The sequence below is a fragment of the Cellulomonas sp. zg-ZUI22 genome, from assembly GCF_017353535.1.
Taxonomy (GTDB): domain Bacteria; phylum Actinomycetota; class Actinomycetes; order Actinomycetales; family Cellulomonadaceae; genus Cellulomonas; species Cellulomonas wangleii.
This window is the reverse complement of record NZ_JAFMUZ010000007.1, coordinates 188,433-204,508: the sequence shown is the minus strand read 5'-3', so window position 1 is coordinate 204,508 and position 16,076 is coordinate 188,433. Positions and strand designations below refer to the sequence as shown.

Here is a 16,076-nt window from a genome sequence, read left to right as displayed (position 1 = left end):
ACGGGCGGGGGTGCACGCGCCACGACGTGCGCCGCAGGGCGTGGCCCGTCGCCGCCGGCGCGCGGCCCTCGTCGGGTGGTGACAGCATGGCCGGGCCATGGACCCCGCTCTCGCCGCTCTCGTCGCCGCCGGTTCCAGGACGGAGCTGACCGGCCTGGCCGGCTGGGTCGTCTCCGTGATCGAGGCGCTCGGTCCCTTCGGGGTGGGAGTGCTCGTCGCACTCGAGAACCTCTTCCCGCCCATCCCGTCCGAGGTCGTTCTGCCCGTCGCCGGGTACGTCGCGTCGCAGGGTGGCATGTCGCTGGTCTGGGCGGTCGTCGCCGCCACCACCGGTGCGGTGGTCGGCGCGTGGGCGTTGTACGGCCTGGGCGCGTGGGTGGGGCGGGTGCGCATCCACCGCTGGCTCGAGCGCATCCCGTTGATGGACGCGCAGGACCTCGACCAGGCCGAGGGGTGGTTCCTGCGCCACGGCGGTGCGGCCGTGCTGATCGGCCGGTGCGTGCCCGTGGTGCGCAGCCTCATCTCGGTGCCCGCGGGTGTCGAGCGCATGAACCCGTGGCGGTTCACCCTCTACACCCTGGTCGGGTCGGCCGTGTGGAACGGCGGGCTGGTGTGGGCCGGGCACGCGCTGGGCTCGCAGTGGCAGGACATCGGCCGCTACAGCGACTGGCTGAACGCGGTCGTGTATGCGGTCATGGCCGTGGTGCTGGCGCGGTTCGTGTGGGCGCGCACGGGTGCGCGGGCGGAGCGTCGGCGTGCGGCCCGGACCCCCGCGCCGGACGGGCCGCCGGCGCCGGAGCGCTGAGGCGGGCCGGTCGGTGCCTGCTCAGCCCGCGGGGACCGCGGTGCCGTCGACGAACGACCCCGTCACCGGGGCGGGCGGCACCGCGAGGCACAGCCCCGCGCGGTCGCCCCGCGACCACCCTGCCTCGGTGGGCGCCCACGTGATCGCCCGCACCCCCGCCTCGACCTCTGCGTCGCTGAGCACGCAGGAGCGGGCGACGCGGGTGTGCGCGCCGTCCTGGCCGGGCCAGACGGCCGCGGGGTCGAACGCGTACTCGCCGACCACCTGCGCCGCGTGCTCCTGCGCGCACGGCACCACCCGCACGCGGTCGACCTCGCCGTCCGCCGGCAGGGTCGCCAGGCACGACCCGGTGACGAGCTGGGCCGCGTACGCGTCCGTCGGTGCGGCGACGTCCGCGGGCAGCGGCGCGCTGCGGGCGGACGTGACGGCGCGCGTGCCGAGCACGGAGCCCACCGCGACGACCGCGACGGTCCCGATCACGGCCGCACCGCGGCGCACACGTCGGCGGGCGCGGGCGCGCGCCTCGGCCGCCTCCTGCCAGCCCGGCGCGTAGTACGTCGGGGGGTTGGGGTCCTCCGGCACGTCCACGGGGGGCGACGTGCGGTCGTCGGGGGTGCTCAGGGCTGCGTCCCCGACGATGCGACGAGGGAGCCGCCGGCGGCGTCGAGGCCCTCGTAGACGCAGTAGGCGACGAGCTCACCGGCGACCGCCTGGTCGGGGTGGGGGAGCCACACGTCGGCCCACCCCCGGTCGGTCAGGCCCGGGTCCAGGGCGTCGACGGCGTCCGCGCACTGCGTGGACGCCGCGACGTACACCGGGTCCTCGGGTGCGCCGTCGGCGGCGGGGGTACCCGTCACCTCGAGCCGGGCGACCACCTCCGTCGTGTGCTCCTGCTCGCACGGCACGGCCACGGCGTCGGACAGGTCGAAGGTTCCGGGGGCGGTCGCCCAGCAGGTCCCGACCGCGACGTCCTGCGGCAGCGCGTAGTCGGGCAGCGTGTACGACGGCTCCTCGCCCAGCCCCTCGAGCTGCTCGCCCAGCTCACCGAGCAGCTGGTCGAGGTCGTCGGCCGACCCGCTGCCGCTGCCGCTGCCGCTGCCGCTGTCGCTCCCGCTCGCCAGGTCGTCGAGGAGGCGGTCCAGCTCGCTGGTGCTCCCGGTGATGTCCGTGACCTGCTCCGCCTGGGACTGCCCCCACTGGACCATGGCGGCGACCATCGCGACGACGGCGACGAGCACCGCGGTCCCGATCGCGCCGACGACGATGCCCGCGATGGCCATGCCCCGCCCGCGGGCACCGCTGCGGCGGATGCGCGGCAGCGCGGCGATCCCCAGGCCGAGGCCCACGGGGCCGGTGAGCCCGCACAGCACCACCAAACCGCCCACGGAGGTCACCAGCGAGGCGACCGCCATCCCGTCGGTGGGCACGGGCGCCCCGGGGTAGGGCGGCGGGTAGCCCTGCGGCCCGTACCCCGGGCCGTACCCGGGGGCGCCCGGTGCGCCGTACGTGACGCCGCCGTACGCGGCGGCGGAGGGGTCCTGCACCGGCGGGGTCCCGTACGGCGGGGCCGGGGTGCCGGACGCCGCCGGGGGCGGCGGCGTGCCGGGGGCCGTCGCGCCGGGCGAGGGTGCTGCGCTGTAGGGCGCCGGCGAGCCGTAGGGCGCCGCGGGGGCGCCGCCGTACGGCGAGGGAGCGGCTGCGGACGCGGCCGGTACCGCGTCGCCCGCGGTCACGTCGCGGCGGACCGCCCACGGGTCCGTCGCGTCGGTGCCCGCGTCGGTGCCTGGTGCGGCCGGGGCGGGCGTGGGCACGGCGGGCGGCGTGGGGGTCGCGGTGCGCGGGACGACCGACGGCGGCGTGGGCTGGCTCCACGTCAGCGGCTGGGTGTCGTTCAGCGCCGTCGAGATCGGCTGGGTGTCGCCGGCGCCGGGTGCGGCCCCCGCGCCGTACACGGGGGACGAGGAGGTGCCCCACGCCGTCGAGTCGTGCGGTGCAGCCCCGTCCGGTGCCGGGGTACCCGGGCCGGACGGGACGGACCCGGTCCCCTCGGCGGTCGGCGGCTCGGGGACGGACGGCGCGTCCGTCCCCTCGGCGGGCTCGTGGGCGCGGTCGTCGGACGTCATGGAGGGCAACCTAGTGGAGCACGCGCCCCGGCACGCGACCGGGCGGCCGATACCACCCGGTCCGGCGCGTGCCTCACGCGCCGTCGATCTCCAGCACCACCGGCACGTGGTCGGACGGCTGCTTGCCCTTGCGCTCGTCCCGCTCGATCCGCACGCCGGTGACGCGGGCGGCGAGGGCGGGGCTGGCGTAGGTGAGGTCGATGCGCATGCCCTCGTTCCGCGGGAAGCGCAGCTGCTGGTAGTCCCAGTAGGTGTAGGTGTGCTCGGCGGGCAGGTGCACGCGCGACACCTCGGTGTACCCGGCGCGCGCGATCGCCTCGAACGCCTCGCGCTCGGCCGGCGTGACGTGCGTGCGACCGGCGAACCACGCGGCGTCCCACACGTCCGTGTCGAGCGGGGCGATGTTCCAGTCGCCCACCATGGCGACCTGCGCCGCCGGGTCGGCGGTCAGCCACCCCTGCGCCGCGTCGCGCAGGGCCGCGAGCCAGTCGAGCTTGTACGCGTAGTGGGGGTCGCCGACCTCGCGCCCGTTCGGCACGTACAGGCTCCAGACGCGGACGCCGCCGCACGTGGCGCCGAGCGCCCGGGCCTCCGCGACGGCCGGGTCGCCCCACGTCGGCTGGCCGGGGAACCCGCGCTCGACGTCCTGCAGCCCGACGCGGGAGATCACGGCGACGCCGTTCCACTGCGAGTACCCGTGCGTCGCGACCTCGTACCCGAGCGCCTCGAACGGCTCGCGCGGGAACGCCTCGTCCTTGACCTTCGTCTCCTGCAGGGCCAGGACGTCGACGCCCGACCGCTCGAGGAAGCCGACGGCCCGGTCCAGCCGGGCGCGGATCGAGTTGATGTTCCAGGTGGCGACTCGCATGGCGCCCGAGGTTACCGGCGCGCACCGACACCGTCGGGGCGGGTCGCGAGTACCGGCGTGAACGACGCAACCGGTCACGATCCGTGCCCGGTAGGGTGCGGCCGGGTGCGCCCGACGGGGGCGCTGCAGGCAGGAGACGGGCGGCACGTGGTGAGCGGACCGGTATCGGACGTCGAGGACGTCGTACGCACGGCGGGGGTCGTCGGGGCGGCGGACGCAGCCGCCCCGCTCGACGGTCCGCTCGTCGAGGGCGTGTGGACCGCGGACCCCTCGGGTCACGTCTGGGACGACGTGCTGTACGTCTACACGTCGCACGACGAGGAGACCGGCGTCCCGCGCGACGACGACGGCAGCCAGTACGACATGCGCGACTACCACGTCCTGGAGCTGCGGGACGTGGCCGGGCCGGTCGTCGACCACGGGCCGGTGCTGCACGTGGCCGACGTGCCGTGGGCCGCGCGCCAGATGTGGGCCCCCGACGCGGCCCGCCGCGGCGACACGTACTACCTGTTCTTCCCCGCGAAGGACGCCGACGGCGTGTTCCGCATCGGCGTCGCGACGTCGTGCTCACCGACCGGCCCGTTCGTCGCCGAGCCGGAGCCGATCGCCGGCGTCGGCAGCATCGACCCCGCCGTGCTCACGGACGACGACGGCTGCGCGTACCTGTACGTCGGCGGCATCATGGGCGGCCAGCTGCAGCGCTGGGACGGCGACACGTACACCGGCGAGGACACCTACCCGGCGCCGGGCGCCCCCGCGCTCGGGCCGCGCGTCGCCCGGCTGACCGACGACCTGCTGGCGCTCGCGGAGCCGACGCGCGAGGTCGTCGTCGTCGACGAGGCGGGGGAGCCGCTGACGCAGGGCGACCCGCGCCGGTTCTTCGAGGGGCCCTGGGTCTCGCGGGTCGACGGGCTCTACCACCTGCTCTACTCCACCGGTGAGGCGCACACGCTGGTCCACGCGACGTCGGACTCGCCGTACGGGCCGTTCACCTACCGCGGCACGGTCCTCGAGCCGGTCGCCGGCTGGACCACGCAGGGCTCGCTCGTGGAGCTGGCGGGGCGCTGGTACCTGCTGTACCACGACGCCCGCGTGTCGGGCCGTGACCACCTGCGCAACGTGCGGATCGCCCCGCTCACGGTGCACCCGGACGGGCGGCTCACGGCCGACGTGCGCTGACGCCCGGACGCCCGGCCCGCCCGGTACCCCGGGCAGGCCGGGCGGCCCCGGCGTCGTCGTCTCGGCCCCGCCGCCTCAGTCCCGCCGCCGCAGCGCGCGCAGCAGCGCGAACGCCGCGGCACCGCCGGCGATCCACGGCCCGGCGACGATCAGCGCGTCCAGCGGCTGGTGCCGCACGTCGACGCGCCCGCGACGGGACGCGACCGGGTGCCGGTGCAGCTCGGACAGCACCCCGGTCTCGGTGATCGGGTTGTCCGGTCGCAGGGTGGCGAACGAGCGCAGGTGCGCCCCGGCCGCGTCCACGCGGTCCGCGGCCATGAGCAGCAGCCAGTGCGCGGCCCGCCCCTCGCTGAAGCGCTCGTAGGAGTAGCGGCGGATCGCGCCCGACAGCCCGTGCGGCGGCTGCGCGGTGCCGAACACGGGCGTGAGCATCTCGTGCTCGATCGACCGCTCGCGGGGGTAGGTCTCCTCCTGGCGGTCCGGGAACTCCCAGTGCGCGCCCGTGGGGGGCAGGTCGGAGCGCTCGCGCGGCACGGACGGACGGTCGGCGGGGTCCAGGTCGGCGCCCCAGCCGGGGATGCGGGCGCGCAGCTCGTCGGCGCTCTCGCGCTGCGGCGGCTTCTTCGCGGTGTACGGCACGGTGGGTCCTCTCAGTCCGTCGACGGGACGATCAGGGGCTTGATGCAGCCGTCGAGCTTGGCGGACATCAGGTGGTAGCCCTCGGCGATGTGCTCGAGGGGGATGCGGTGCGTGACGAGGTCGCTCGGCTTGAGGTAGCCCGCCTGGATGTGCTCCAGCAGCCGCGGCCACTGCCGCTTGGCCGGGGCCTGGTTCATGCGCAGCGTCAGACCCTTGTTCATGGCGTCACCGAACTTCACGGCGGAGAACAGCGGGCCGTACGCGCCCATGACGGACACGGTGCCGCCCTTGCGCACGCCGTCGATCGCCCAGTTCAGCGCCACCGGCGAGCCGCCCTGCAGCTTGAGCTTGGCGGCGGTGACGTGCTGGATCAGGTTGCCGTCCGCCTCCGCGCCCACGGCCTCGATCACGCGGTCGGCCCCCAGCCCGTCGGTCGCCTTCTTCAGCTCCACGACGATGTCGTCGTACTCCGTGTAGTTGCGGGTCTCCGCGAACGCGAACTCGCGCGCCTTCTCCAGCCGGTACTCGAGCTGGTCGACGACGATCACGCGCCCGGCGCCCATCAGCCACGCCGACCGGGCCGCGAACAGCCCCACCGGGCCCGCGCCGAGCACCACGACCGTGTCGCCCTCGACGATGTCCGCGAGCTGCGCCCCGAAGTAGCCGGTGGCCAGCGCGTCGGTGAGCAGCACGGCGTCGTCGTCGTCGAGCCAGTCGGGGATCTTCGAGGGCCCGACGTCCGCGAACGGCACGCGCACGTACTCGGCCTGGCCGCCGTCGTACCCGCCGGTGGTGTGCGAGTACCCGTAGATGCCGCCGACGGCCGTGGCGTTCGGGTTCACGTTGTGGCAGTTGGAGTACAGGCCGCGCGCGCAGAAGAAGCACGAGCCGCAGTAGATGTTGAACGGGACCATCACCCGGTCGCCCACCTGCAGGTTCTGCACGGACGGACCGACCTGCTCGACCACGCCGACGAACTCGTGGCCGAACGTGTGGCCGATCCGCGTGTCCGGCATCATGCCGTGGTAGAGGTGCAGGTCGGAGCCGCAGATGGCGGCTCGCACGACGCGCACGACCGCGTCGTTGGGGTGCTCGATCGCCGGGACGTCCTTCTCCTCGACGCGGACCTTGTAGGGCCCGCGGTAGACCATCGCTCGCATCGGTGTCCTCCGCCTCGGGTGGCCACCAGGGTGCGCACTTCCGCCGTCGGGCGCATCCCGAGAGCCGCCGGCCTCCCCGTGCGGATCGACCCGTGACCGCTTACGGTCGAGGACGACGGGCACTGCGTCCCGCCTGACGGGGTACCGCGACCTCGTCCACCGCATCGCACCGACGGAGGAAGCCCGTCGGCGCCACGCCGGCTGCGCCGGGCGGCGCCCGAACCGGCCCCGTCCTGCAGCCGTGTCCTGCAGCATCCCCTCGCGCCCGACGGCGGGTACAGGAGGCACGATGTTTCTTCCACCGGCAAGAGCTCCATGCACGGGCGGGTCGCGGTCGCCCGGCTCTACCACATGACCGACGGCCACGGGGTCCGCGACCTGCTCGCGTTCCTCCTCGCGCGCGACACGATGCACCAGAACCAGTGGATCGCCGCCGCCCGCGAGCTGCAGGAGGAAGGGCTGCAGGGGATCCCCGTGCCGAGCAGCTTCCCGCTGGGCGACGAGCACCGCGAGGTCTCGCACCAGTACATCAAGTTCTCCGACGGGCAGGACGCGGACAAGGGCGCGTGGGCCTCCGGCCCGACGCCCGACGGCAAGGGTGAGCTCACCTACGTCCCCGAGCCGGCGGCGGGCGTCCCCATGCCCCCGCCCACGCAGCCCGACCCGCGGCTGTACGGCACGACCGCGAAGCCGAACCTCGCGGAGAAGGTCACCGGGAAGCTCAACGACACGTTCACGAGTGAGTGAGGAGACGACGATGAGCACGGACAGCACAGGTGGCGCCGCCGCAGCGGCGGGCACCGCGAAGGACGAGGCGTCGAGCCTCGCGCACGCCGCCGCGGACAGCGGGCAGGGCCTGCTCGGCGAGGCGAAGAGCGGGGCCTCCGACGTCGCGTCGGAGGTCGCGGGCCAGGCCCGCGACCTGTGGTCGGAGGCCCGCACGGGTCTGACCACGCAGGCGTCGGAGCAGCAGGTGCGGGCCGCGGCCGGCCTGCGCGCGCTCGGCGACGAGCTGGGCCGCATGGCCGACGGCTCGCAGGACGGCGGGCTGGCGACGGACCTGGTCCGTCAGGCGGGCGAGCGCACCGCCGGCGTGGCGAGCTGGCTCGAGGACCGGGAGCCCGGCGACCTGCTGGGTGAGGTGACGGACTTCGCGCGCCGGCGTCCGGGACTGTTCCTGGCGCTCGCGGCCGGTGCCGGTGTCCTCGCCGGGCGGGTCACCCGCGGGCTGAAGGACGCGCCCCCGTCGGCGGGCACGGGTGCGAGGGCCGCGGCACCCGCCGCGACGCCGCCGGTGGACCCCGCCCCGGCGTACGCCAGCACCCCGGACCCGAGCGGCCCCGGGCAGCGCCCGGAGCAGGAGGCGTGGGTCTCCGCCGGCGGCCCCGCACCCGTGGCACCGACCTCCGGCCACGTCCCCGCGGCCGACCCGTACGGCACGGCCGGCGGCGACCCGCTGGCCGGGGTGCTCCGTGAGGACCGACCGTGACCGGGCAGTTCGACCCCACGGTGGCGGCGGACCCGCGCGCGGTGCCGGGGGCAGGTCCCCTGCCCGGGACGGGTCCTCTGCCCGGGACCGGCGCGCCGCCGCCGGCCGCTGAGGGCGCGCCCGACGAGCGCCCGTCCCTGGGTGACCTGATCGGGTCCGTCACCGAGGACCTGTCCCTCCTGGTCCGCCAGGAGGTCGAGCTGGCCAAGGCCGAGCTGACCGAGTCCGCGAAGCGTGCGGGCACCGGCGGCGGTCTGCTCGCCGGTTCGGGGGTGGCAGGGCACTTCGTGCTGATGTTCCTGTCGTTCGCCCTGTGGTGGGGCCTGCCGCTGGGCAGGGCCTGGTCCGCGGTCGTCGTGGCCGTGATCTGGGCGGTGATCGCCGCGGTCCTCGCCGTGCGAGGACGCGGTGAGCTCCGCCGTGTGAAGGGTGCACCCCGCACCGCCGAGACCATGAAGAAGATCCCGAACGCCCTGAAGGGTGACGAGGAGGCGAACCATGAGTGAGAGCCCCGAGGAGATCCGCCAGCGGATCGAGGAGACGCGGGCCGACCTGTCGGCGAACGTCGACGCCGTCGGCGACACGATCGACCCCCGACAGATGGCGCACCGCCAGGCGGACAAGGTGCGCGGCCGCGTCGGGGCCGTCCGCGAGCGTGTGATGGGCACCGTCGGCGGCGCCCGCGACGCGGCCGGCGGGTCCGCCGGCTCCGTCGCGCAGGGCGTGAAGGGCGCACCCACCGCCGCCCTCCAGCAGACGCAGGGCAACCCGCTCGCGGCGGGTCTGGTCGCCTTCGGGCTCGGGTGGCTGGCGTCCTCGCTGGTGCCGACCTCGGCGCCGGAGCAGCGTGCCGCGCAGGCGGTCAAGGAGCAGGCGCAGGCCATGGCTCCGCAGGCCAAGGAGGCGGCGCAGCAGATGGCGTCCGACCTGCGCGAGCCGGCGCAGGACGCCCTGCAGGCCGTGAAGGACACCGCCACCGACGCGGCCGCCGGCGTCAAGGAGCAGGGCACGCAGGCGGCGTCCGACCTGCGGGACCAGGCGCAGCAGTCGGCGCAGGAGGTGCGGAAGGCCCCGCAGCAGCAGTGAGCACCGTGACGGGCCGGGGGTGGGCGTCGTGAGGATCACGGTGCCCGCCCCCGGCGTGGTGCGCCTGGCGCACGCCTACGTGAGCTGCGAGATGCCCGGCCTGTGTCGGTTCGCCCGGATACGTGAGACAGTGGAAGGTGCACGGGGCGTCGTCGTGTGAGGTAGGGCACCAGCCCATGGCGTGCACGGTCATCCCGGGGTTTCCCGGGGTGCCAGGCAAGCGCCTTTGGGGGCGAGCCACATGTCCAGCCACACGCCCAGCACCAGCTCCATCACCGTCCGGCGCGACAGCACGGCTGTCGTCGTGCACCTCAGCGGCGAGATCGACATCTCGCTGCGCGACGAGGCCCGCGACGCGCTCGCCGAGATCGCCGAGGCGGGTCTCCCGGTCGTCGTCGACCTCGCCGAGGTTCGCCTGCTCGGCGCCCCCGGCATCGCCTTCCTCCTGCAGTGCGAGCGCATCTGCGTGGAGACCGGGGTGGAGTACGTCGTGCGTGACGTCCCTGCCGTGGTCGCCCGCCTGCTCGACGTGCTGGGGCTCGGTTCCGTCCTGCACCGCGACGGCAGTCGCATGTCGATGTCCTCATGACGGCCGTCGCGCCGGGCGCGGCGACCGCCGTCGTCCCGCCGGGGATGCTGGTGGTGCTCGCCCTCCTGCGCCGCGTCCTCGAGCACGAGCTGCGCCGTGGCGTCGACCTCCGTGTCGTCGCCGAGGTGGCCGGGCGCCCCCCTCACGTCGTCTCGACGCCCGGCTCCGTGGCGCCGGACGTGCCGTGGCCGGAGCCGGGGACCGCCGGGCCGGTGTCCACCGCCGTGCGGCACGGCACCACCTGCGTCGCCGTCCGGACCTCCGGCACGGTGGACTGGTCCGACGTCACCGACGACCTGCGCGTGACCGCCGGGGTGCTGTCCGGCATGATCGCCGACCGGGCGGACGCGGACGACCTGCGCCAGGACGTCGCCGACCTGACGGCGGCCATGCGCAGCCGCGAGGTCATCGACCAGGCGATCGGCGTCGTCGTCGCCCACCGCCGCTGCTCCCCGGAGCGGGCGCTCGAGGTGCTGCGGACCACGGCGCAGCGCCGCGACGAGAAGCTGAGCGAGGTCGCCACGCGGGTCGTCGCCCAGGCGGCCGGGACCCGCCCCGTCAGCGGCACCCCGTTCCAGCCGCGCAAGCACCTCGGCGTTCCCGTGTCCGACCAGCAGGAGGCCGGCAACCGCCGGACCTGACGTCGGCACGGGCGCCCCCGGCGCGGCACGGCCCCGGCGCCGGGTCGGTCACCGGGGTCGTGCCGCGTCGCACGCGTCAGCGCACGTCGTCGTCCACCCAGTCGAACGACTTCGTCACGGCCTTCTTCCACAGCCGGTACTGCCGGTCGCGCTCGTCGTCCGCCATGGCGGGCTCCCAGCGCTTGTCCTCCGACCAGTTGTCGATGACGTCCTGCTCCCCGGACCAGTAGCCGACCGCGATGCCCGCCGCGTACGCGGCTCCCAGCGCGGTGGTCTCGGCGATCTTCGGACGGACCACCGGCACGCCGAGGATGTCGGCCTGGAACTGCATGAGCGCGTCGTTGGCGACCATGCCGCCGTCGACCTTCAGCTCGGTGAGGTCGACGCCCGAGTCGGCGTTCATCGCGTCGAGGACCTCCCGCGTCTGGAAGGCGGTGGCCTCCAGCGCGGCCCGGGCGATGTGCGCCTTGGTGACGTAGCGCGTCAGACCGACGAGCGCACCACGCGCGTCGGACCGCCAGTACGGGGCGAACAGGCCGGAGAACGCGGGGACGAAGTACGCACCGCCGTTGTCCTCGACGCTCGCGGCCAGCTTCTCGACCTCGGGGGCCGAGGAGATGATCCCCAGGTTGTCGCGCAGCCACTGCACCAGGGAGCCCGTCACCGCGATCGAGCCCTCGAGCGCGTACACGGTGTCGCGGTCGCCGATCTTGTAGCAGACCGTGGTGAGCAGGCCGTTCTTCGACGCGATCGGCTCGGTGCCGGTGTTGATGAGCATGAAGTTGCCGGTGCCGTACGTGTTCTTGGCGTGGCCCACCTCGAAGCACGCCTGCCCGAACGTCGCCGCCTGCTGGTCGCCGAGGATGCCGGCGATCGGCACACCGGGAAGCAGGCCACCCTTGCGGCCCGCGCCGTACACCTCGGACGACGAGCGGATCTCGGGCAGCATCGACACCGGGATGCCCATCTCACCCGCGATCTCCTCGTTCCACGTGAGCGAGTCGATGTTCATGAGCATGGTGCGGGACGCGTTCGTCGGGTCCGTGACGTGGATCCCGCCGCGGGTGCCGCCCGTCATGTTCCACAGGATCCAGGAGTCGGTGTTGCCGAACGCGAGCCGGCCCGCCTCGGCCTTCTCCCGCGCGCCCTCGACGTTGTCGAGGATCCACCGGATCTTGGGGCCGGAGAAGTACGTGGCCAGCGGCAGGCCGACGCGGTCCTTGTAGCGCTCGGCGCCGCCGCCCAGGGCCGCGAGCTCGTCGCAGATCTTCTGCGTGCGGGTGTCCTGCCAGACGATCGCGTTGTACACCGGCTCACCGGTCTCGCGGTCCCACACGACCGCCGTCTCACGCTGGTTGGTGATGCCGACGGCGGCCATCTCCTCGTGCGTGAGGCTCGCGCGGCCCAGCGCCTGGCCGACGACCTCGCGGACGTTGGTCCAGATCTCCTTCGCGTCGTGCTCGACCCACCCGGCCTTCGGGAAGATCTGCTCGTGCTCCTTCTGGCCCACGGCGACGACGTTCGCGCCGTGGTCGAAGATCATCGCGCGGGTCGAGGTGGTGCCCTGGTCGATCGCCAGGACGTACTGGTCGGTCATCGGGGAGCCTTTCGTCGGGACGGTCGTTCGAGGTGGTCGGGTCAGCCGACGTAGACGCGTGCCAGGAGGCCCGCGAGCACGCCGCCGAGGAGCGGGCCGGCGATCGGCACCCACGCGTAGGCCCAGTCGGACGAGCCCTTGCCCTTGATGGGCAGCAGCGCGTGGGCGATGCGCGGCCCGAGGTCACGCGCGGGGTTGATCGCGTAGCCGGTGGGGCCGCCGAGGCTCGCGCCGATGCCGACGACGACCAGCGCCACGGCCAGCGGGCCGATCTCCGCGGGCGTCTCACCGAACGCGAGCACGAAGAAGATGAGGACGAAGGTCGCGACGACCTCGGTGAGGAAGTTCCAGCCGTACGAGCGCAGCTCGGGGCCGGTCGAGAACACGCCCAGCTTGACGGCGGGGTCGGCGTCCTGGTCGAAGTGCTTCTTGTACGCCAGGTACGCCAGGCCGGCACCGACGGCCGCGCCGAGCATCTGCGCCGTCACGTACAGCACGCCGTTGAGCGCGGTCACCGGGATGCCCGGCGCGAACTCCTCGCGACCGGCTGCCCAGATGCCGATCGTGACGGCGGGATTCAGGTGCGCACCGGACTTGTACGCGGCGTACACGCCGGCGAACACCGCCAGGCCCCACCCGAAGTTGATCATCAGCCAGCCGCCGCCGAACCCCTTGGTGCGCGGGAGGATCGCGTTGGCCACGACCCCCGCGCCCAGCAGGATCAGGATCGCGGTGCCGATGGTCTCCGACCAGAACGCATCAACCATCGTGTAGTCCACTTCAGACCTCTCTCGTCGACGTCGTTGTCACGCGGGTCACCGCCGGGGCCTCACGTCGCCGCACGGGTGCGGCGGGCCGGTGGTGCGGGGCGGCGGTGCCCCGCACCACCGGTGCCTCAGGTGCCCGCCGGGCCGGACGCGCCCCGGCCGGCCGGCGAGCCGGGCTTGGTTCCGGGGTCGGCGTCCTCACCCAGCGGGAGAAGCGGCGCCAGGTCGGGCGCCTTCAGGCGGACCGCCTCGGCGGTGGCGTCGTCGGGCTGCGCGGCGGCGGCCTCCTCCGCCTCCGCGCGGGCGCGGTACGCCTCGATCTCGCGGCGGCGGGTCGCGTCGTCCCACCCGAGCAGGGGTGCCAGCAGGTCGGCGATCTCGTCGAGGGCGCCGACGCCCCGGTCGGCCTGCTCGTAGTTCAGGCGGGTGCGGTGCATGAGCACGTCGTCCAGGTGCAGCGCACCCTCGTGGCTCGCCGCGTAGACGATCTCCGCACCGATGTACGCCGGCGCGTGCTGCAACGGCTGCGCCAGCTCGGGCCGCTCGTCGCACAGGTCGGTGAGCTCCTGCAGCAGGGAGCCGTACCGGTGCAGCAGGTGGTCCATGCGCGGACGGTCCCAGCCGTAGCGGGCGCCGATCGCGCGGGCCTGGCGCTGCACGACCTTGAGCCCCTCGGCACCGACCAGCGGCACGTCCTGCGTGATCGACGGCAGCGTCGTCGCCCGCGAGCCGAGCGCGAAGTCGACCGCGTCCTTGGCCATGACCCGGTACGTCGTCAGCTTGCCGCCCGCGACGACCGTGAGGCCGGGCGTCGGGGAGGCGACGGTGTGCTCGCGCGACACCTTCGCCGACGACGTGCCCTCCTTGGTCCCCGGCTGCAGCAGCGGGCGCAGGCCCGCCCACGTCCCGATGACGTCCTCACGGGTCAGGGGCCGTGAGAGCACCTGGTTGGCGTGCTCGATGACGTAGTCGATGTCGGCGCTGGTGGCGACGGGGTGCGTGAGGTCCTGCTCCCACGGGGTGTCCGTGGTGCCGATCACCCAGTAGCGGGACCACGGGATGATGAACAGCACCGACTTCTCGGTCTGCAGGATCAGGCCCGTGTTGCCCTCGATCCGCTTGCGCGGGACGACGATGTGGATCCCCTTGGAGGCCAGCACCCGCAGGCCGCCCTCGCTGCCCGCCAGCGACTCCGTCTGCTCGGTCCACACGCCGGTCGCGTTGATGACGTGGCGCGCGCGCACGTCGATCCGGTCGCCCGTCTCCAGGTCCACCACCTCGGCACCGGTCACGGCGCCGCCGGTCGTGGTCTGCAGGTCGACGACCTGCGTGCGGGACGCGGCGTGCGCGCCGTAGCTGACGGCCGTGCGCACGAGCGTCTCGACCAGGCGGGCGTCGTCCACGCTCGCGTCCCAGTACCGCACGGCTCCGATCGCGGCGTCGTGGCGCAGGTCGGGGAACAGCCGCTCCATGCCCTTGCGGGTGAGGTGGCGGTGCATCGGCATGGCGCGGTGGCTGCCGGAGACCGACGCCAGCGTGTCGTACAGCGCGACCCCCGCGCCCACGTACGCCCGCTCCCACACGCGGTTCTCCAGCGGGTAGAGGAAGCTCACGGGCTTGACCAGGTGCGGGGCGAGGCGCGTGATGAGCAGGTCGCGCTCCGTCAGGGCCTCACGGACCAGGTGGAAGTCGAGCATCTGCAGGTAGCGCAGGCCCCCGTGGACGAGCTTGCTCGAGCGGCTCGACGTCCCCGAGGCCCAGTCCTGGCCCTCGACGATCGCCGTGGACAGGCCGCGCGTCACGGCGTCGAGGGCGATGCCGGCGCCGGTGACGCCGCCGCCGACGACGAGGACGTCGAGCTCCTGACCCACCTCGGAGCTGCGGCGCAGTGCGCCCAGTGCGTCCTGCCGGCCCTGGGCGGTCAGCGGTGCGGTCCTCATGTGGCGGTCCCTCCCGGTGGAGCCGTGGCTCGGTGGTCGCGGCTCCCGGCGGGGGCCCCCTCGCTCGCCGGGTGCGTCGCCGATATGGTCATCACGTACAGAACGGACGCGCAACTCGAATGCACGAACGTGCAGCCTCGGGGACTCGCGTGTCGTGCCCGACGGAGGGTGGTGCCGCGTGTTCGTCGAGCGGGAGCAGGACGTGCTGCGCGCGGCCTCGATGTACTACCTGCAGGACCTCAAGATGGAGGTCATCGCCCGGCACCTGGGTACGTCGCGGTCCACCGTGTCGCGGCTGCTCAAGCGGGCGCGGGAGACGGGGCTCGTCGAGATCACGCTGCGACCCTCCAGCACCCGTGCGCCCGGCCTGGGCCGCTCGATCTCCGCCGCGTTCGGCATCGACACCTACGTCGTGCCCGTGCCGGACTCCGCCGGCTCGGTGGAGCGGCTCGACCAGGTCGCCATGACGGCCGCACGTCTGATCGGCTCGTGGTTCGACTCCGACATGGTCATGGGCATCGCCTGGGGCACCACGCTCGCGGCCGTCTCGCGGTACCTCGCCCCCAAGCCCACCCGCGGCTCCGCGGTCGTCCAGCTCAACGGGGCCGCCAACATGCGCACGTCCGGCGTCGAGTACGCCTCCGACCTCATCTCGTCGTTCGGCTCGGCGTTCGCGGCCGCCGTGCACCACTTCTCGGTGCCCGCGTTCTTCGACTACCCCGACACCAAGGCCGCCATGTGGCGCGAGCGCTCGGTCCGCCGGGTGCTGGACATGCAGCGCCGTGCCGACATCGCGGTGTTCTCCACCGGTGCCGTCGCCGGCGCGGTGCCCTCGCACGTGTACTCCGCGGGCTACCTCGACGACGCGGACGTGCGGCGCCTGCACGACGAGGGCGTGGTCGGCGACGTGTGCACCGTCTTCCTGCGGGGCGACGGCTCCTGGGAGGACGTCTCGCTCAACAGCCGCGCCACCGGGCCCACCCCCGCCGAGCTGCAGCGGATCCCGCGCCGCGTGTGCGTCGTCGCGGGCGACAACAAGGTGGCGCCGCTGCTCGCGGCCCTGCACGCCCGGGTCGTCACGGACCTCGTGGTCGACGAGGTGACCGCCACCGCGCTGGTCGAGGCCGTCGCCGGCCGCGCGCCCGGACGGCCCCGGTGACGGCGCGGGTGCACGTCCGTGCGTAGGTTGTGCG

Annotated in this window: 17 protein-coding genes; 9 read left to right on the top strand and 8 right to left on the bottom strand. The window is 74.3% G+C overall.

Features of this window, described 5'->3' with window-relative positions:
- Positions 1 to 97 precede the first annotated feature (97 nt).
- On the top strand, positions 98 to 805 hold the full coding sequence (locus tag J1G43_RS15740; protein WP_207340383.1) for a DedA family protein: 708 nt from the start codon (positions 98 to 100) through the stop codon (positions 803 to 805).
- A gap of 21 nt (positions 806 to 826) precedes the next feature.
- Here J1G43_RS15740 and J1G43_RS15735 read toward each other — a convergent pair whose 3' ends face one another.
- The 3 genes from J1G43_RS15735 to J1G43_RS15725 form a co-directional block, all read right to left on the bottom strand.
- Positions 827 to 1,393: a hypothetical protein gene (locus J1G43_RS15735; RefSeq protein ID WP_207800629.1), complete on the bottom strand. Its 567-nt coding sequence runs from the start codon at positions 1,391 to 1,393 to the stop codon at positions 827 to 829.
- Positions 1,394 to 1,422: 29 nt separating this feature from the next.
- Positions 1,423 to 2,928 (bottom strand): DUF4190 domain-containing protein, encoded by a 1,506-nt coding sequence (locus tag J1G43_RS15730; protein ID WP_207340384.1) that lies wholly within the window; start codon positions 2,926 to 2,928, stop codon positions 1,423 to 1,425.
- Between the two features lie 73 nt (positions 2,929 to 3,001).
- Positions 3,002 to 3,796, bottom strand: a complete 795-nt coding sequence (locus J1G43_RS15725; RefSeq protein ID WP_207340385.1) for an exodeoxyribonuclease III — start codon at positions 3,794 to 3,796, stop codon at positions 3,002 to 3,004.
- 150 nt (positions 3,797 to 3,946) lie between these two features.
- Here J1G43_RS15725 and J1G43_RS15720 point away from each other — a divergent pair, with 150 nt between their 5' ends.
- Positions 3,947 to 4,975, top strand: a complete 1,029-nt coding sequence (locus J1G43_RS15720) for a glycoside hydrolase family 43 protein (RefSeq protein ID WP_207340386.1) — start codon at positions 3,947 to 3,949, stop codon at positions 4,973 to 4,975.
- A 75-nt stretch (positions 4,976 to 5,050) separates the two neighbouring features.
- On the opposite strand, the gene J1G43_RS15715 is transcribed toward J1G43_RS15720, so the two are convergent.
- Together J1G43_RS15715 and J1G43_RS15710 are read right to left on the bottom strand one after the other, a co-directional pair.
- A complete protein-coding gene (locus tag J1G43_RS15715; RefSeq protein ID WP_207378795.1) occupies positions 5,051 to 5,614 on the bottom strand; it encodes a hypothetical protein in 564 nt (187 codons plus the stop codon).
- Between the two features lie 11 nt (positions 5,615 to 5,625).
- On the bottom strand, positions 5,626 to 6,774 hold the full coding sequence (locus J1G43_RS15710) for a zinc-dependent alcohol dehydrogenase (RefSeq protein WP_207340388.1): 1,149 nt from the start codon (positions 6,772 to 6,774) through the stop codon (positions 5,626 to 5,628).
- 315 nt (positions 6,775 to 7,089) lie between these two features.
- Between J1G43_RS15710 and J1G43_RS15705 the strand changes: the two genes are divergently transcribed.
- The 6 genes from J1G43_RS15705 (at position 7,090) to J1G43_RS15680 (ending at position 10,579) form a co-directional block, all read left to right on the top strand.
- Positions 7,090 to 7,521: a manganese catalase family protein gene (locus tag J1G43_RS15705; protein ID WP_207370957.1), complete on the top strand. Its 432-nt coding sequence runs from the start codon at positions 7,090 to 7,092 to the stop codon at positions 7,519 to 7,521.
- A 10-nt stretch (positions 7,522 to 7,531) separates the two neighbouring features.
- Complete coding sequence (locus J1G43_RS15700; protein ID WP_207370956.1) at positions 7,532 to 8,263, top strand: hypothetical protein; 732 nt, start codon at positions 7,532 to 7,534, stop codon at positions 8,261 to 8,263.
- A gap of 41 nt (positions 8,264 to 8,304) precedes the next feature.
- Positions 8,305 to 8,769, top strand: a complete 465-nt coding sequence (locus tag J1G43_RS15695; protein ID WP_372434890.1) for a phage holin family protein — start codon at positions 8,305 to 8,307, stop codon at positions 8,767 to 8,769.
- Entirely contained in the window at positions 8,762 to 9,349 is a 588-nt protein-coding gene (locus J1G43_RS15690) for a DUF3618 domain-containing protein (RefSeq protein ID WP_207340391.1), read from the top strand. Before J1G43_RS15695 ends, J1G43_RS15690 begins: the two co-directional genes overlap by 8 nt.
- Before the next feature lie 241 nt (positions 9,350 to 9,590).
- Positions 9,591 to 9,938 carry an STAS domain-containing protein gene (locus tag J1G43_RS15685; RefSeq protein WP_207378794.1) on the top strand — a complete coding sequence of 116 codons (348 nt, stop codon included), beginning with the start codon at positions 9,591 to 9,593 and terminating at the stop codon, positions 9,936 to 9,938.
- On the top strand, positions 9,935 to 10,579 hold the full coding sequence (locus J1G43_RS15680; RefSeq protein WP_207378793.1) for an ANTAR domain-containing protein: 645 nt from the start codon (positions 9,935 to 9,937) through the stop codon (positions 10,577 to 10,579). The genes J1G43_RS15685 and J1G43_RS15680 overlap by 4 nt, the downstream gene beginning before the upstream one ends.
- 76 nt (positions 10,580 to 10,655) lie before the next feature.
- Here the strand turns inward: J1G43_RS15680 and glpK are convergent, their stop codons facing one another.
- The 3 genes from glpK to J1G43_RS15665 form a co-directional block, all read right to left on the bottom strand.
- On the bottom strand, positions 10,656 to 12,176 hold the full coding sequence (gene glpK / locus J1G43_RS15675; protein WP_207340394.1) for a glycerol kinase GlpK: 1,521 nt from the start codon (positions 12,174 to 12,176) through the stop codon (positions 10,656 to 10,658).
- Positions 12,177 to 12,217: 41 nt separating this feature from the next.
- On the bottom strand, positions 12,218 to 12,943 hold the full coding sequence (locus J1G43_RS15670) for an MIP/aquaporin family protein (protein WP_207340395.1): 726 nt from the start codon (positions 12,941 to 12,943) through the stop codon (positions 12,218 to 12,220).
- 128 nt (positions 12,944 to 13,071) lie between these two features.
- The gene (locus J1G43_RS15665; protein ID WP_207378792.1) at positions 13,072 to 14,883 is read right to left on the bottom strand and encodes a glycerol-3-phosphate dehydrogenase/oxidase; all 1,812 of its coding nucleotides are present in this window, start codon (positions 14,881 to 14,883) and stop codon (positions 13,072 to 13,074) included.
- A gap of 178 nt (positions 14,884 to 15,061) precedes the next feature.
- On the opposite strand from J1G43_RS15665, the gene J1G43_RS15660 reads away from it, so the two are divergent.
- Complete coding sequence (locus tag J1G43_RS15660; protein ID WP_207340397.1) at positions 15,062 to 16,042, top strand: sugar-binding transcriptional regulator; 981 nt, start codon at positions 15,062 to 15,064, stop codon at positions 16,040 to 16,042.
- The last annotated feature ends 34 nt before the right edge of the window (positions 16,043 to 16,076 follow it).

Coding starts and splice junctions, on each gene's coding strand:
- J1G43_RS15730 (WP_207340384.1), bottom strand. CDS start 2,928: ATGACGTCCGACGACCGCGCCCACGAGCCCGCCGAGGGGACGGACGCG.
- J1G43_RS15670 (WP_207340395.1), bottom strand. CDS start 12,943: ATGGTTGATGCGTTCTGGTCGGAGACCATCGGCACCGCGATCCTGATC.
- J1G43_RS15725 (WP_207340385.1), bottom strand. CDS start 3,796: ATGCGAGTCGCCACCTGGAACATCAACTCGATCCGCGCCCGGCTGGAC.
- J1G43_RS15680 (WP_207378793.1), top strand. CDS start 9,935: ATGACGGCCGTCGCGCCGGGCGCGGCGACCGCCGTCGTCCCGCCGGGG.
- J1G43_RS15700 (WP_207370956.1), top strand. CDS start 7,532: ATGAGCACGGACAGCACAGGTGGCGCCGCCGCAGCGGCGGGCACCGCG.
- J1G43_RS15690 (WP_207340391.1), top strand. CDS start 8,762: ATGAGTGAGAGCCCCGAGGAGATCCGCCAGCGGATCGAGGAGACGCGG.
- glpK (WP_207340394.1), bottom strand. CDS start 12,176: ATGACCGACCAGTACGTCCTGGCGATCGACCAGGGCACCACCTCGACC.
- J1G43_RS15710 (WP_207340388.1), bottom strand. CDS start 6,774: ATGCGAGCGATGGTCTACCGCGGGCCCTACAAGGTCCGCGTCGAGGAG.
- J1G43_RS15705 (WP_207370957.1), top strand. CDS start 7,090: ATGCACGGGCGGGTCGCGGTCGCCCGGCTCTACCACATGACCGACGGC.
- J1G43_RS15665 (WP_207378792.1), bottom strand. CDS start 14,883: ATGAGGACCGCACCGCTGACCGCCCAGGGCCGGCAGGACGCACTGGGC.
- J1G43_RS15685 (WP_207378794.1), top strand. CDS start 9,591: ATGTCCAGCCACACGCCCAGCACCAGCTCCATCACCGTCCGGCGCGAC.
- J1G43_RS15740 (WP_207340383.1), top strand. CDS start 98: ATGGACCCCGCTCTCGCCGCTCTCGTCGCCGCCGGTTCCAGGACGGAG.